Source organism: Micromonospora sp. WMMA1363, assembly GCF_030345795.1.
Taxonomy (GTDB): Bacteria; Actinomycetota; Actinomycetes; order Mycobacteriales; family Micromonosporaceae; genus Micromonospora.
Window position 1 is genome coordinate 2,755,754 of the sequence record NZ_JAUALB010000001.1, and the last position, 15,340, is coordinate 2,771,093.

Sequence of the window (15,340 nt, forward strand, 5' to 3'; positions counted from 1 at the left end):
GGGCCCAGCCGGCCCCGTCTGACTATCGAGGGTATCCAGCGCGCAAATCGGTCGCCCGGAGCACACCGTTCGGTTAGACAGAGCCATGACACATCCCCCACTGCACTTCACCGCCGCTCGCGTCGAGGACTTCGACGAGCTGGGCGTGCTGCTCAGCGGGCTCTTCCACGACGGCTTCGACGCCGACTCGTGGGCGGTCGAGAAGAATCTCCTGGAACCGGAGCGCACCCTGCTCGTCCGGGCCGGCACCGAGCTCGTAGCGAGCGCCACCGCGTACACGCGCGAGCTGACCGTGCCGGGTGCCCGCCTGCCCGCCGCGCACGTCAGCATGGTGGGGGTCGCGCCGACCCACCGCCGTCGGGGGCTGCTCACCGACATGATGCGACGGCAGCTGCGCGAGGTGCGCGACGCCGGCCGGGAGCCGGTCGCGGTGCTCTGGGCCAGCGAGGCGCGGATCTATCCGCGCTTCGGCTACGGCATGGCAGCCCAGCGGCTCTTCGCCGAGAGCGAGACCACCGAGCTACGCCTGCCGCCCCCGACGCCCGCCGAGGGCCGGCTCCGCCTGGCCCGCCCGGCCGACTGCCGCACCGAGCTGGCCCAGGTGTACGAAGGGGTGCGGCAGGACCGGCCTGGCTGGTCCAGCCGGAGCGAGGTGTGGTGGGGGTACGTTTTGGCCGACCCACCCGCGCAGCGCGGCGGCGCCACCGAGCGCCGGGTGGTCCTGCACGAAGGACCCGACGGGGTGGACGGGTACGCGCTCTTCCGGACCAGGAGCGACTGGGACGCCGCCGGTCCGAAGGCGGTAACCACCGTCGACGAGGTGGTGACCGACAACCCGGCCGCCTACCTCGCGATGTGGCGGATGCTACTTTCCCTCGATCTGACCCGGCGGCTCACGTTCCGGACGGCGGCGCCGGACGAGCCGCTGCTGCTGCTGGTCAACGAACCGCGCCGGCTCGGCGCGAGGCTGGTCGACGGGCTCTGGCTGCGGGTGGTCGACCTGCCCGCCGCGCTCGCGGCCCGACGGTACGCGACCCCGCTCGACGTGGTGCTGGAGGTCACTGACGACCTGTTGCCGGAGAACACCGGCCGGTGGCGCCTCACCGGCGGCCCCGACGGGGCCACGTGCGTCCCCAGCGACGAACCGGCCGGGCTTGGCTGCGACGTCCGCTGCCTCGGGGAACTCTACCTGGGTGGGGTCACGGTGGGTGCGCTCGCCGCGGCGGGTAGGGTCCGCGAGCTGCGGCCCGGCGTGCTGGCGAGCACCGGGCCAGCCTTCGGCTGGCACCGTGCCCCCACCGGCATGGAGGTGTTCTGAGGCGTGGCGAGCGGTATGGTCGGCTGATGGGCGAGGCGGAACGACGGCGACGCCGGTACCGGCACCACACCGACGGTGCCGCCGATGGGCCGGGCGCGACGACGGCCGGGGCGCACGACGGCGACGGCCCGCCGCGCAGTCGCCGGGGCGGCCCGGAGGAGGGTGAACGCGGCCTACGGGGGCTGGTCGGCTCGGGCTCCTCGCAGGTGAGCGTGACCGCTGCGATGCGTGCGCGGGACGCGGCCCGCCCGACGGAGCAGGACCTGGCGGAGGCGGAGAGCCAGGTGGTGCTGGTCCGCCGCAACTGGACCCCACGCGAGGACCTCCCCCACCGCTAGCGTGACGCCCAGGACCGTTGCCGGCGTCGCGGCGGGCGTTCCGGTCAGCGCACCGGCTCTTCCACCAGTCATGGCGGTTGTGGTGCCCCGCCTGGCAGGTCCGGTTCACCCCGCCGGGCGGGGCACCACAACCGCAGGACCATCCCGCGTGTCAGGCCAGGGGCGGAAGGATGCGGGTCTTCTCGTAGTCCGCGATCTGGTTGATCCGGCGGGTGTGGCGGTCGTTGTCGCTGAACGGCGTCGACAGGAACGCCTCAACGATCGCGGTGGCATCGTCCAGCGTGTGCTGCCGGGCACCGACCGCGACCACGTTGGCGTCGTTGTGTTGGCGGGCGAGCTGGGCGGTGTCGATGTTCCAGGCCAGCGCCGCCCGTACCCCGGCGATCTTGTTGGCGGCGATCTGCTCGCCGTTGCCGGAACCGCCGATGACGACGCCGAGACTGCCCGCGTCGGCCACCACCCGGTCACCCGCGCGGAGGCAGAACGCGGGATAGTCGTCGTCCGGGTCGTAGGCGTGCGGGCCGACGTCGACCACGTCGTACCCCTGCTTGGCCAGGTGGTTGGCCAGGTGCGCCTTCAGCTCGAAGCCGGCGTGGTCGGATCCCAGGTAGACACGCATACCGCGCAGTCTGACAGGCCCGCCTCCGTGCCGGCGCGCGGGCGGCGGCACGGAGGCGGATTCGTCACAGCTCAGTGCTCCAACTCGGCGACGACCAGACCGGCACGCGCCTTCGGGGTGAACCAGGTGCTCTTGCGCGGCATCTTCTCCCGGGCGAGGTTCACCGCGACGAAGTCGTCGACGGTCACCGGGGCGATGAGGATCGCCAGCTCGGCACGGCCGGCGTCGACCTCGCCGGTCAACCAGCTCGCCGGGTAGTCCCCGCCGACGTAGGTGATCCGCTTGTCGCCCGGGTCCAGCCCCAGCGCATCCCGCAGCACCAGCCGCTCGACCAGGGCGTGGTCGAGGTTGTCCAAACGGTCGGTGCCGACGTGCGGCAGGCGAACGGCGTACCCCTGGGCGGGAAGCTTGACGTGGACGGCGCCGCCGGCCGCCGGGACCTCGACCGGGCCATCGATCGGCGCCACCTCCGCTCCGGCGGCACGCAGCCGGTCGAGCAGCTCGTCCGGGCTGGTGGTGAGTTCGCTGACCAGCCTGTTGTACGGCTGGATGGCCACCGACGCGGGGGTGGTGACCACGGCCAGGAAACGCGGCAGCCCGCCGGTCTGGGCGGCGAGGCTGCGGTGGTTGCCGTCGGCGACGACGAGTTCGCCACCGCCGGCCAGGGCGGTCAGCTCGTCCTGCCGCGGGCCGGGGCCGACCAGCCAGACGGCGTGGGTCCGGCCGGTCTGGTCGATGTCGGTCGCGGCGGGTGCCCCGGCCGAGTCGGTGGCTGCCGCGAGCGCGGCGTGCAGCTCATCGCCCCGCCCGGTCTGCAGCAGCAGCACGGGCGAGAGCAGGTGGCCCAGTGCGTCGGCCAGGGCCACCCGCTCGCGCACCTTGGCGATGAACACGTCCTCGTTGCGGATGACCAGCCCCGGCTCGTCGGCGCTCGTCGAGATCTGGTCGGTGTCGACCATGACGAAGAGCCCGTACCCGGTCTCTTCGCCCGGCGCGCTGATCCGGTAAAGGATCACCACCTGCTCGGCCGGGGTGTAGCTGCCGTCCTCCTTGGCCTCGGCGAGCCGGGCCACCGCGTCGGGCAGCGCGTCGGGGAACGACTTCCCCAGGCTCTCGGGGGCCCGGTGCGGCATCTCGATGCCGAGGGCACTGTGCGGGTTCGCTTCGACGATCGCGGTGATCTCCGCGTCGTCGGCGAACTCGTCGTAGTTCTGCGCGCCGGTGCCGCCGGTGGTGATCCAGGCCCGGGCGATCGGATGGACGACCGTCATGTGGCAGACGCTACCGGTGTCGGTCGCCGCCGGGTGAGCGACCCACTCCCCGCCCACCAGGTGAAGGACATTCGGGAAGCGGGCCGTCGAAGCGCCGCCTTGTTGAGGTGGTGGGACCAGGCGGTCGCCGCCCTGGCCCGCCCAAAAGGTGAACAAGGGCGACGAGCCTGGCGACCGAAGGGCGCTGGGCGACGTGCGGCCGCGGCGTCGCGGGTGGCGGCGTCGATGGGACGGCTCCGGCACCCACATGATGAACAAATCGTCCGTCATGGATTCGTAAGATCTGAATGCTTAGATTTGACCTACCGTTACCCATGAACCCCAGCCACGGGCCCTTGCCGACAGAGGAGGCAGGATGCGTAGATACGTCGCAGAGTTTATCGGCACGTTCTTTCTCGTGCTCACCATCGGCATAACCGTGAGCACCATGAATGCGTTGGCGCCATTGGCCATCGGCGGGATCCTCATGGTCATGATCTACGCCGGCGGCCACGTATCCGGTGCGCACTTCAATCCCGCCGTGACCCTGGCAGCGCTGATCCGCGGCCGGATCGATAGGACCACGGCAGCCGGGTACGTGGTCGTTCACATCATCGGCGGGCTGCTGGCCGCCGTGACCACCCGCCTGATCCTCACCGCGCCGAAGCCTGCAGCCCTGTCGTTCTCGGGCCGAGAGATCGGCACAGCATTCGCGGTCGAGGCGCTCTTCACCTTCGCGCTGGCGTACGTGGTGCTCAACGTTACCACCAGCCGGAGCCACCCCGACAACTCTTTCTATGGCCTGGCCATTGGGGGAACCGTCATGGTGGGCGCGTTCACGGTGGGTGGGATCTCCGGTGGAGCGTTCAACCCGGCGGTCGCCGTCGGTGCGGCGGCCATGGGCCTGTTCTCGTGGTCGGCCATCTGGGTTCACCTGACCGCCGAGATAATCGGCGGAACGCTGGCGGCGATTGTCTTTCTATCGCTCAACAGGGACGACCGTGCCCCGGTCGAGCCGCCCCGGGACCTGGTTTCCGACTCCGTGCCGCGGCGCGCCGACTCCGCGACCACGGTCGCGCCGTCATAACCACCCGACGCCGACCGTCTGCTGGTCTCGCCCTCGTTGTTCCCTGCTGTTGTTGCTTCCTGACCCCCATTGGCCTGCCGTAGCACCGAAAGGATTCCCGTGGCTGAGAACCATGATGGCGTTGTTCATGATGTGGAGGCGGGTAGTGAGGCTCGCTGTCCGGTTGGTGGGCGTGCTCCGCATCCGACTGAGGGTGGGGGGAGTCGGGGGTGGTGGCCGAGTCGGTTGAATTTGAAGGTTTTGGCTAAGAATCCGGTGGTGGCTGATCCGTTCGGTGGGGAGTTCGACTACCGTGAGGCGTTCCGGGCGCTTGATCTGGCGGTTGTCAAGCGGGATATCGCGGAGGTCCTGACGACGTCGCAGGATTGGTGGCCGGCGGATTTCGGTCATTATGGTCCGTTGGTTGTTCGGATGGCGTGGCACAGTGCGGGTACGTACCGGATCAGTGACGGTCGTGGTGGTGCGGGTGCCGGGCAGCAGCGGTTCGCTCCGCTCAACAGTTGGCCGGACAACGCGAACCTGGACAAGGCGCGTCGGCTGTTGTGGCCGGTGAAGAAGAAGTACGGCCGGAGCCTGTCGTGGGCTGATCTGATGATCCTTGCCGGGAACGTCGCTCTGGAGTCGATGGGTTTTGCGACGTTCGGGTTCGCTGGTGGTCGGGAGGATGTGTGGGAGCCCGACGAGGATGTGTACTGGGGTCCTGAGTCCACCTGGCTCGGTGACGAGCGTTACACCGGTGACCGGGAGTTGGAGGATCCACTCGCGGCGGTGCAGATGGGTTTGATCTACGTGAACCCGGAGGGCCCGAACGGTAGTCCGGACCCGGTGGCGGCGGCTCGGGACATCCGGGAGACGTTCCGCCGGATGGCGATGAACGACGAGGAGACCGTCGCGTTGATCGCTGGTGGTCACACGTTCGGTAAGACCCACGGCGCGGGTCCGGCCGAGCACGTGGGTCCCGAGCCGGAGGCCGCTTCCATGCAGGAGCAGGGCCTGGGCTGGAAGAGTGGTTTCGGTACCGGTAAGGGACCGGACACGATCACCAGTGGTCTGGAGGTCACCTGGACCACGACGCCGACCCGGTGGAGCAACAGCTTCTTCGAGATCCTGTTCGGCTACGAGTGGGAGCTGACGCAGAGCCCGGCCGGCGCGCACCAGTGGGTCGCCAAGGATGCCGAGGAGATCATCCCGGACGCGTTCGACGCGGCGAAGCGGCGTAAACCCACGATGCTGACCACGGACCTCGCGCTGCGGGTGGACCCGGTCTACGAGCGGATCTCCCGGCGGTTCCTGACGAACCCGGACGAGTTCGCCGACGCGTTCGCCCGGGCGTGGTTCAAACTGACCCACCGCGACATGGGCCCGGTCACCCGTTACCTCGGCCCGGAGGTCCCGACCGAGACACTGCTGTGGCAGGACCCGGTCCCGCCGGTGACCCACGACCTCGTCAACGCCGAGGACGTCGCCGCCCTGCGTGACCGGATCCTCGCCTCGGGACTGTCGGTGGCCCAACTGGTCTCCACCGCGTGGGCGTCGGCGTCGTCGTTCCGCGGCAGCGACAAACGCGGCGGCGCGAACGGGGCCCGCATCCGCCTGGCGCCGCAGCGCGGCTGGGAGGTCAACAGCCCCGACGAACTCGCCACGGTGCTGCACACCCTGGAAAAGATCCAGGAAGAGTTCAACACCGCCCAGACCAGCGGGAAACAGGTCTCACTCGCCGACCTGATCGTGCTCGCCGGCGGCGTGGGCGTCGAACAGGCCGCCCGGAACGCCGGCTACGCCGTCGAGGTTCCCTTCACCCCGGGACGCACCGACGCCTCGCAGGAACACACCGACGTGGAGTCCTTCGCCGCGCTCGAGCCCACCGCGGACGGCTTCCGTAACTACCTCGGCAAAGACCACCGCCTACCAGCCGAGTTCCTCCTCGTCGACCGGGCGAACCTGCTGACCCTCAGCGCACCCGAGACGACCGTCCTCGTCGGTGGCCTACGCGTGCTCGGCGCGAACCACCGACAGTCACCACTGGGCGTGTTCACCACGAAACCCGGCACCCTCACCAACGACTTCTTCGCGAACCTGCTCGACCTTGACACCACCTGGACACCAACCACCCAGGACCCGAACACCTACCACGGCCACGACACCACCACCGGTAAGATCAAATGGACCGGCAGCCGCGTCGACCTCGTCTTCGGCGCGAACTCCGAACTCCGCGCGCTCGCCGAGGTCTACGCAAGCGACGACGCCCAAGAGAAATTCGTCCACGACTTCATCACCGCATGGGTCAAAGTCATGAACCTCGACCGATACGACCTCACCTAACCAACCCCCGATGTTGACACCGCCCGTGCAGGACCACGGGGTCAACGCTCGCGGTCAAGGGCACGGCGGTGCCGCCCCGCCGATGTGGCGACGGTGGCGGGCCGGCGGGGTACCACGGCGAAGCCAGGTCGGACGGGCCCCTTGACGTCCGGTGGGGTCAGCCTCGACGCGGCCGGTACCCGGGCCACACCGACCACGATGGGTGGGGCGAGCAGGTCCACCATGTAGGTGGGGAGATCGGGGCGGAGCGCCGACCACCGAGAGTCGTCGACCGACCAGTACCCGGTGGTGTCCTCGGCCCCCTCACTGGTCAGTGCATCGTCACCGGGCACACGGTGCTTGGCCATGAGGAATGCCTCCACAAGCTGCGGGGGGCGGCCCCTGCGGGGTCGATGCGGCGGACATGGAGGCCAACGAATCCGCCCCGAGCCCGGTGACGGGCGGACGCGACGGATGCCGCGGGTCAAGCAGGGCCCCTTGTACGACGCTTCGGATCTCTTGGGATCCGGCGAGCCGCGTCGACAAGGGGCCCTACCACGCACCTCAGTCGAAAATGGGGTCGAGCTCGCGGGAACGCTTCAGCTCGTAGAAGCCGGGAATGCCAGCGACCAGCAGGATGCCGTCCCAGAGCCGGCCCGCGGCCTCGCCCCTGGGGGCCGGGGTGACGACCGGGCCGAAGAACGCCATCGGGGAGCCGTCCGGGCCCGGGGCGTGGATGACCGGGGTACCGACGTCGGTGCCGACCGGCCGCATCCCGGACTCGTGGCTGGCACGCAGCGCCTCGTCGTAGCCGGTGCTGTCGGCGGCGCCGGCCAGTTCCGGGTCCAGGCCGGCGTCGGTCAGCGCGGCAACGAACAGTTCCCTCGACCGCTTTTCCTGCCCGAGGTGGATGCGGGTGCCGAGCGCGGTGTAGAGGTTACGCAGCACGTCGGTGCCGTAGCGCTGCTCGGCGGCGATACAGACCCGCACCGGACCCCAGCCGGTCCGCATCAGCTCCTGGTAGTCCTCGGGCAGGTCCCGGCCCTCGTTGAGCACCGACAGGCTCATCACGTGGAAGCGGATATCCACTTCCCGGACCTGCTCGACCTCCAGCAGCCAACGGGACGTGATCCACGCCCATGGGCAGATCGGGTCGAACCACATGTCGACGGTGACACGCTCGCTCACGGTGAGGTCCCTTCACGACGGGGACGCGTTCTCGGCGTCTGCACCGATCTTCACCCCGCAGTCGGGCGGCCGACACCGGAATGAGAGCGTGACCTCGCCCACCGTTGCGCCCGGCCGCATGCAAGACTCGATCCGCGCGCCGTCATGAGCGGTCGTCGGTCGACGCTGCGGTCGGCGTACGACGAGACCAGAGATGGAGACGAACAGTGCCGGGAGTGCGCAACCTGACGCAGGTGGAGGCCACCGAGCGTGGCCGCCTGCTCGACGTGGCCGGATACGACATCAGGCTGGACCTGTCGAGCGCCGTACGGGCCGAGGGTCGCACCTTCCGGTCGACCACGGAGATTCGGTTCCGGTGCAGCGAGCCGGGGGCCAGCACGTTCATCGAGGTGGCGGCCGACTCGGTCCGGTCCGCGACGCTCAACGGCAGGCCGCTTGACCTGGCCGGCTGGTCGGCGGAGAAGGGGCTGACCCTGCCCGGGCTGGCCGCGGAGAACACGCTCGTGGTCGACGCGGACTTCGCGTACTCGACCAGCGGGCAGGGGCTGCACCGCACGGTGGACCCGGTCGACGGCGAGACCTACCTGTACAGCCAGTTCGAGACGGCGGACGCCCAACGCGTGTTCGCCGCCTTCGACCAGCCCGACCTGAAGAGCGTCTACACCTGGCACGCCACCGTGCCGGCGCACTGGACGGTCGTCTCCACCATGCCGGCCGAGCGTGCGGAGCCTGCGGGCGACGGCCTGAAGACGGTCCGCTTCGTCACCTCGCCCCGGATGAGCACCTACATCACCGCGCTGTGCGCCGGGCCGTACCACGAGGTGCGCGACAGCCACGACGGCGTCGACCTCGGCGTGTTCTGCCGGGCGTCGATGGCGCCGTACCTCGACTCCGACGACCTGTTCCTGATCACCAAGCAGGGTTTCGACTTCTTCCACACCCAGTTCGGGGTGCGCTACCCGCTGCCGAAGTACGACCAGCTCTGGGTGCCTGACTTCAACGCCGGCGCGATGGAGAACTTCGGCTGTGTCACACACGCCGAGTCGCACTACATCTTCCGCTCACAGGTCACCGACTACGAGTACGAGCAGCGCGCCAACACGATCCTGCACGAGCTGGCGCACATGTGGTTCGGCGACCTGGTCACCATGCGCTGGTGGAACGACCTGTGGCTGAACGAGTCGTTCGCCGAGTGGGCCAGTCACTGGTGCAACACCAACGCCACCCGCTTCGCCGAGGCGTGGACCACCTTCCTGTCCATCCGAAAAAACTGGGGCTACCGGCAGGACCAGCTCTCTTCCACCCACCCGGTCTACACCGAGATGCCGGACCTGGAGGCGGTCGAGGTCAACTTCGACGGCATCACCTACGCCAAGGGCGCGAGCGTGGTCAAGCAGCTCGTCGCGTACGTGGGTGAGAAGCCGTTCCTGGCCGGTCTGCGGTCGTACTTCGACAAGCACGCCTGGGGCAACGCCACCTTCGACGACCTGCTGTCGGAGCTGGAGGCGGCCTCCGGGCGGGAACTGCGCAAGTTCGCCGCGCAGTGGCTGGAGACAGCGCAGGTCAACACGCTGCGCCCGGAGGTGACGGTCGGCGCCGACGGCAGCTACGAGCGGGTCGTGGTCCGCCAGGAGGCGCCGGTCGGCTACCCGACGCTGCGCACCCACCGGATCGGCGTGGGCCTGTACGACCTCACCGACGGTCGTCTGGTCCGACGCGAACGCGTCGAGGTGGACGTCGCCGGCGAGGCGACCGAGCTCACCCAGCTGGTCGGGGCCCGCGCCGCGGACGTGCTGCTGCTCAACGACGACGACCTCACATACGCGAAGCTGCGGCTGGACGAGCGTTCGATGGCGACCGTGGTACAGCACATCGCCGGGTTCGAGTCGTCGCTCGCCCGCGCGCTCTGCTGGACCGCGGCGTGGGACATGATCCGCGACGCCGAGCTGGCGGCCCGTGACTATCTGGCGCTGGTCCTCGCCGGCCTGCCCGCCGAGACGGACATCAACCTGGTCACCGCCACCCTGCGGCAGGCCACCTCCGCGCTCACCTTCTACGCCGACCCGGCGTGGGCGCCGAGCGGCTGGGCCGACCTGGCCCGGACCGCGAGGACCGCCCTCGCCGCCGCCGAGCCGGGCAGCGGCTTCCAGCTCGCCTGGGCCCGCGCGTACGCCTCCGCCGCCCGCTCATCGGAGGACCTGGCGACACTGCGGGGCTGGCTGAACGGCGGTGCCGTCCCGGCCGGCCTGACCGTCGACACCGAGCTGCGTTGGACGGTACTCGACGCGCTGGTGGCCAACGGCGCGGCCGGCCCCGCCGACGTGGAGGCAGAGCTGGCGGCGGACCGCACGGCCAGCGGTGAACGGGAGGCCGCGTACGCCCACGCGCTCGTGCCGACGCCGGAGAACAAGGCCGCGGTCTGGGCTCAGCTGACCGGCCCGGACCCGCTGCCGAACTGGCGGAACCGGGCACTGCTCATGGGCTTCGCCCACCCGACGCAGGTCGAGCTGGTCCGGCCCTACCGGGACCGGTTCTTCGCCACCGTGGCGCAGGTCTGGGCCAGCCGGGACAGCGAGCCGGCGCAGGAGTTCGCGCAGCTGGGCTACCCGGCGTACCTGGTCGAGGACGACACCGTGGCGGCGACCGACGCGTGGCTGGCCGGCGAGGGCCACCCCGCGCCGCTGCGGCGGCTGGTCACCGAGGGCCGCGACGGCGTGGTCCGGGCCCTCCGGGCCCGCGCCAAGGACACGCGGAGCGCATGAGCGGGAGCACGGGCGGCACCTCCGACCGGCCCCGCTGACAGCGGCGGCACCACGCCCGGCCCGCGTTGAAGCGCGGGCCGGGCGTGGTGGGCCGGGGCGTACGGGCGGTCGCTCAGCCCTTGCCGGCGTGGCTGGCGAGCTGGTCGAGGCCGGTGATGATGCCGCCGGTCAGGTCACCGCCGCCGAAGGCGGCGACCATGGAGAGCGCGGCGAGTTTCGTGTACGTGTCGGGGATGCGCTTGCGGGCGTACCTGCCGGTGACTATCTCCAGCTGCCGCTGGTTCGGCGAGATCGCGATCAGCACGGACCGGTCGGGCTCGGCGAGCTGGCGGTGCAGCCGCTCGGCATGCTCCCGGATCGGCTCGTCGAGACCACCGACGAAGACCGAGAAGATCAGCCCGGTGCCCAGGTCGGCCAGGCGCAACGCCTCGTCGACGCGCAGCAGCTGGCGGGTCGAGAACGGCCCGTCCAGCACGTCGGGCGGACTCCCCGTCCCGGACTGGGGCTGCATCTCACCAACGGTCACTTGCGCCTCCGGTTCCACCGACCGGCGCCTCGATGCCGGCCTGCTCCTGCTTGCCGCTGGTCAGCGCGGGTGCCTGCGCCCCGGCGGTCAACGCGGTGCCGGCCGAGTCGGCCAGCTCCTCCGGACTGCTCAGGAACCAGACCGGAGTGAAGTCGTAGGGCCGGCCCGGCCGGTAGCGCTTACCACCACCACCGCCGCCACGGCTGCCGACATACGCCACACCGGCGATCACCAGCACCGCGGCCGCCGGGATGCCGACGAAGACCAGCAACGTCTCGGTTACAGACAATCCCAACGCCCCCAGGCGAAAGAGAGACCAGGAATTCCGGGTCGGGTGGACGATCAAGCAGACGATTCCCCGACTCCGCTTGTGGTATTCACGTTAGCGGAGCCGACCGCCCGCCAGATTGCGGGGTGGCGATCCCATCCGCCACTGCAGCGCTCGAGTTGCGCAGCCGTGGCGATCAACCTCGCGTCATCGCCGTACCGGCCGCTGAGCAGCACCCCGACCGGCAGCCCCTCGGCGGTCACCCCGACCGGCAGCGACACCGACGGATCGCCCGTGACGTTGAAGATGGCGCAGTACGGCGAGAACCGCCGTTGCCGGTCGAAGTCCTCCGCCGGGTCGCGCCCCTGGGTGAACCACCCGACCGGTGCCTGCGGCGCCGCGAGCGTGGGGCAGAGCAGCAGGTCGCAGCCGGCGGTGCGGCGAATGCCGAGGCGCACCTGCGCCTGGAGTTCGCCGAGCGTGGCGGTGAGGGTGGCGGCGGAGACGGCCGCGCCGCGCTCCCGCAGCAGCCGGGTCAGCGGCAACAGCCGTCCCTCCCGTTCCGGCGGGACCGGGACGAGTGCCAGCACGTACCAGATGATCTCGAACAGCGGCCACGCCGCCGGCGTGAGCGGCGACGACACCTCGACCACCTCGTGCCCGACGGCGGTGAGCAGCGCGGCGGCGCGGTCCACGGCGGCCACGCAGTCAGGGTGCACCGGCTCGTCGGCGAGCATCGGGGCGGTGAAGCGCCCGATCCGCAGCCGCCCCGGCTCGGCGGCCCGCGCGGCGGCCAGCCATCCACCGGCGGGCGGAAGCGGCGCCAGGTACGGCTCCCCCGGGACCGGCTGGGACAGCACGTCGAGCAGCGCCGCGACATCGGCGACGGTACGGCCGATCGGGCCGTTGCTCGGCAGGCCGTACGCCCCGAACCCGACCGGCCCACCGGAGACCAGCCCCCGGCTGGGCTTGTACCCGACCAGTCCACACATCGCCGCCGGGATGCGCAGCGACCCGCCGCCGTCGGAGCCCTGGGCGATCGGCACGAGCCCGGCCGCCACCGCGGCCGCCGCCCCACCGCTGGAGCCGCCGGCCGTGCACGTGAGATCCCACGGGTTGCGGGCCGGCGGCGCGACAAGGCCTTCCGAGTAGAGCGAACAGCCCAGCTCGGAGGTGCTGCTCTTGCCGAGGCTGACCAGGCCGGCACCCCGCATGAACCGGACCACGTCCGCGTCGAGCGGGGGAACGAAGTCGACGAAGGCGGCCGAGCCGAAGGTGGTGCGCACGCCCGCGGTGAGCGTCAGATCCTTGATCGCGGTCGGCACCCCGTGCAGCGCTCCACGTGCCCCGACGGGCACGGCGTCCGCCGCGTCGGCGGCGGTCAGCGCCGCCTCCGGGGTGACCGTGACGAACGCGCCGACGGTGGCGCCGAGCGCGGCCACCCGGGTGAGCTGGTGCTCGACCAACTGACGGCTGGTCAGCTCGCCGCGCGCGATCGCCGCGGCCTGCTCCAGTGCGGTGAGGTCGTGCGGCTCGGCCATGCCCTCATCCTGCCCGGCAGCGCACCTGAACGCACTCGTCACGCGCCGGCGCAGCGCGCCGACCGGCGCCGGGCGACTGGTCGCGGCCCGGCCCCTGACCCCGCGGCCGGGGTTGCCACCGGCGGCCGGACAGGTGCCGGCGGCACGGGCGCGGCAGCGTCGGCCGGGCGACCTCAGCCGTACAGGAAACGCAGGGCGTTGCGGGAGAGCAGCCGGTCGCGCTGGTCGGCGGTGAGGAAGTCGGACCGGTGCACCACCGCGCCGACCGGCCGTTCCCCCAGCGGGTACGGGTAGTCGCTGCCCACCAGCACCCGGTCGACCCCCATCGTGTCGACGAGCAGGCGCAGCGCGGCCGGCTCGAACACCACCGAGTCGACGTGGAACCGGTCGACGTACGAGCTGGGCGGGGCGGCCGAGGCGCCGCGGACCAGGTCACCACGCCGGTGCCAGGCGTTGTCCGCGCGGCCGAGCCAGAACGGAAAGCTGCCGCCGCCGTGCGCGAAACAGATCCGCAGCGTCTCCGGCACCCGGTCGAAGACCCCGCCGAGGATCATCGCCAGCATCGAGAGGTGGGTTTCGGCGGGCATCCCGGTGAGCCAGCGGGCCATCCACCGGTCCAGCCGGGGCCCGCCGGACATGTCCCACGGGTGGACGAGGACCGGCGCGCCCACCTCGGCGCAGTGGGTGAGGAACTCGACGGTCCCCCCGTCGTCGAGGTCACGGTCGCCGACGTGGTTCCCGATCTCCACGCCGACGTGCCCGGCCGCGAGGCAGCGGTCCAGCTCGACGCAGGCGGCCTCCGGATCCTGCAACGGCACCTGGCAGAACGGCACCAGTCGGTCGCCGCCACCGGCGGTGACCTCCAGCGTCAGGTCGTTGAAGATTCGGGCCACCTTGACCGCCTGGTCGGCGGGCCGGTCGTAGCAGAAGAAGACCGGCGTCGGCGAGACCACCTGCAGGTCGACGCCGTCGGCGGCCATGTCGGCGAGCCGGGTGTCCGCGTCCCAGCACTCCGCGCCGACCGGCCGGAACTCCGTCTCGCCGACCATGATCATGGCCGCGTGTTCGGAGTCGACCCGCAGCCAGGGCCAACCGGACCCCCCGCACGCCGCACCGAGGTCCGGCCAGCCCCTCGGTACGACGTGCGTGTGCACGTCCACGATCCGAGCGCGCATCAGCCCTTGCCCGGGTGCAGCGCACCGCAGTTGTCACAGGTACGCGCCTTCTCGTCGGCGTAGAACGCCGAGAAGACCGGGGGCAGGTCGGCGGCGATGTCACGGACCTGGAGCTCCACCTCGTGCACCTTGTGGTTGCACCTGGGGCAGTACCACTGGAACTTCTCCAGCGTGCCCTCCTCGCGGACCCGCTCGACGACCATCCCGATCGAGCCGGCCTCGGGCCGCTGGGGTGAATGCGGGGTGTTGCGCGGCAACATCCACATCTGGCCCTCGCGGATGTGCACCGTCCGCGGCCCCTCCGGGAGCATCAGGTCGACATGCATGTTGCCCTTGACCTGGTAGAAGAATTCCTCGTACGGGTCGACGTGGAAATCGGTGCGCTGGTTCGGGCCGCCCACCACCATGACGATGAAGTCATCGCTGCCGGGCAGCATCTCCTTGTTGCCCACCGGCGGCTTCAGCAGGTGCTGGTGCTCCGCGATCCACCCGGGGAAGCTGAACGGCTCGACGATCTCACTCACGACTGGCCTCCTTGACGGAGCAGGGCGACGGCTTGCATCTCGATCAGCAGGTGCGGGTGCGGCAGCTGGTGGACGGCCACCGTGGTCCTGGTCGGTCCGGTCGCGTCGAAGAACTCGGCCCACACCTCGTTGTAGCCACCGAAGTCGTTCATGTTGACCAGGTACGACGTCACCTGGACCAGGTCGACGAGGTCCGCACCGACCGACCGCAGCAGGTCGCGGACGTTCTCGATGACCGCCCGCGTCTGCGCCCGGATGTCCAGGTTGGTCGTCCCGAACCCGTCCACCTCGACCCCGGCGAACGTGTTGTCCGGCCGGCGGGCGGACGTACCGGAGACGAAGACGAACCCGCCGGCGACCTTGACGTGCGGGAACGCCCCACGCGGCACCGCCTTGCCGGCCACCACCCGCGCCTCACCCCCACTCACGACAGGTCACCTCCC

Annotated in this window: 14 protein-coding genes and 1 pseudogene; 5 read left to right on the forward strand and 10 right to left on the reverse strand. The window is 70.7% G+C overall.

The genetic code is table 11. The annotated features are described in order from the left end of the window. Positions 1 to 85: 85 nt before the first annotated feature. A complete protein-coding gene (locus QTQ03_RS12625) occupies positions 86 to 1,318 on the forward strand; it encodes a GNAT family N-acetyltransferase (RefSeq protein ID WP_289278182.1) in 1,233 nt (410 codons plus the stop codon). Between the two features lie 26 nt (positions 1,319 to 1,344). After that, positions 1,345 to 1,656 carry a hypothetical protein gene (locus QTQ03_RS12630; RefSeq protein ID WP_289278183.1) on the forward strand — a complete coding sequence of 104 codons (312 nt, stop codon included), beginning with the start codon at positions 1,345 to 1,347 and terminating at the stop codon, positions 1,654 to 1,656. 151 nt (positions 1,657 to 1,807) lie between these two features. On the opposite strand, the gene QTQ03_RS12635 is transcribed toward QTQ03_RS12630, so the two are convergent. Both QTQ03_RS12635 and QTQ03_RS12640 read right to left on the reverse strand, forming a co-directional pair. Continuing rightward, the gene (locus QTQ03_RS12635) at positions 1,808 to 2,275 is read right to left on the reverse strand and encodes a ribose-5-phosphate isomerase (protein ID WP_289278184.1); all 468 of its coding nucleotides are present in this window, start codon (positions 2,273 to 2,275) and stop codon (positions 1,808 to 1,810) included. 71 nt (positions 2,276 to 2,346) lie between these two features. Then, a complete protein-coding gene (locus tag QTQ03_RS12640) occupies positions 2,347 to 3,546 on the reverse strand; it encodes a DUF1015 family protein (RefSeq protein ID WP_289278185.1) in 1,200 nt (399 codons plus the stop codon). Between the two features lie 355 nt (positions 3,547 to 3,901). Here QTQ03_RS12640 and QTQ03_RS12645 point away from each other — a divergent pair. Further along, positions 3,902 to 4,534: pseudogene (locus QTQ03_RS12645) on the forward strand (MIP/aquaporin family protein); the annotation flags it as partial. 171 nt (positions 4,535 to 4,705) lie between these two features. Beyond that, complete coding sequence (gene katG, locus QTQ03_RS12650; protein ID WP_502889857.1) at positions 4,706 to 6,934, forward strand: catalase/peroxidase HPI; 2,229 nt, start codon at positions 4,706 to 4,708, stop codon at positions 6,932 to 6,934. A 41-nt stretch (positions 6,935 to 6,975) separates the two neighbouring features. Here the strand turns inward: katG and QTQ03_RS12655 are convergent, their stop codons facing one another. Continuing rightward, positions 6,976 to 7,281 (reverse strand): hypothetical protein, encoded by a 306-nt coding sequence (locus QTQ03_RS12655; protein WP_289278186.1) that lies wholly within the window; start codon positions 7,279 to 7,281, stop codon positions 6,976 to 6,978. Positions 7,282 to 7,477: 196 nt separating this feature from the next. Beyond that, positions 7,478 to 8,101, reverse strand: coding sequence for a mycothiol-dependent nitroreductase Rv2466c family protein (locus tag QTQ03_RS12660; RefSeq protein ID WP_289278187.1), 624 nt, complete (start codon positions 8,099 to 8,101; stop codon positions 7,478 to 7,480). Positions 8,102 to 8,316: 215 nt separating this feature from the next. Here QTQ03_RS12660 and pepN point away from each other — a divergent pair, with 215 nt between their 5' ends. Continuing rightward, positions 8,317 to 10,863, forward strand: a complete 2,547-nt coding sequence (gene pepN / locus QTQ03_RS12665; protein WP_289280797.1) for an aminopeptidase N — start codon at positions 8,317 to 8,319, stop codon at positions 10,861 to 10,863. 112 nt (positions 10,864 to 10,975) lie between these two features. Here the strand turns inward: pepN and QTQ03_RS12670 are convergent, their stop codons facing one another. The 6 genes from QTQ03_RS12670 to QTQ03_RS12695 form a co-directional block, all read right to left on the reverse strand. Further along, positions 10,976 to 11,389, reverse strand: coding sequence for a DUF5130 family protein (locus QTQ03_RS12670; RefSeq protein ID WP_289278188.1), 414 nt, complete (start codon positions 11,387 to 11,389; stop codon positions 10,976 to 10,978). After that, positions 11,376 to 11,684: an aa3-type cytochrome oxidase subunit CtaJ gene (gene ctaJ, locus QTQ03_RS12675; RefSeq protein ID WP_502889753.1), complete on the reverse strand. Its 309-nt coding sequence runs from the start codon at positions 11,682 to 11,684 to the stop codon at positions 11,376 to 11,378. Before ctaJ ends, QTQ03_RS12670 begins: the two co-directional genes overlap by 14 nt. 47 nt (positions 11,685 to 11,731) lie before the next feature. After that, on the reverse strand, positions 11,732 to 13,198 hold the full coding sequence (locus QTQ03_RS12680; RefSeq protein WP_289278189.1) for an amidase: 1,467 nt from the start codon (positions 13,196 to 13,198) through the stop codon (positions 11,732 to 11,734). Positions 13,199 to 13,371: 173 nt separating this feature from the next. Beyond that, positions 13,372 to 14,373 (reverse strand): amidohydrolase family protein, encoded by a 1,002-nt coding sequence (locus QTQ03_RS12685; RefSeq protein ID WP_289278190.1) that lies wholly within the window; start codon positions 14,371 to 14,373, stop codon positions 13,372 to 13,374. After that, a complete protein-coding gene (locus QTQ03_RS12690) occupies positions 14,373 to 14,897 on the reverse strand; it encodes a 3-hydroxyanthranilate 3,4-dioxygenase (RefSeq protein WP_289278191.1) in 525 nt (174 codons plus the stop codon). The genes QTQ03_RS12685 and QTQ03_RS12690 overlap by 1 nt, the downstream gene beginning before the upstream one ends. Continuing rightward, complete coding sequence (locus QTQ03_RS12695) at positions 14,894 to 15,325, reverse strand: RidA family protein (protein ID WP_289278192.1); 432 nt, start codon at positions 15,323 to 15,325, stop codon at positions 14,894 to 14,896. Before QTQ03_RS12695 ends, QTQ03_RS12690 begins: the two co-directional genes overlap by 4 nt. Positions 15,326 to 15,340 lie beyond the last annotated feature (15 nt).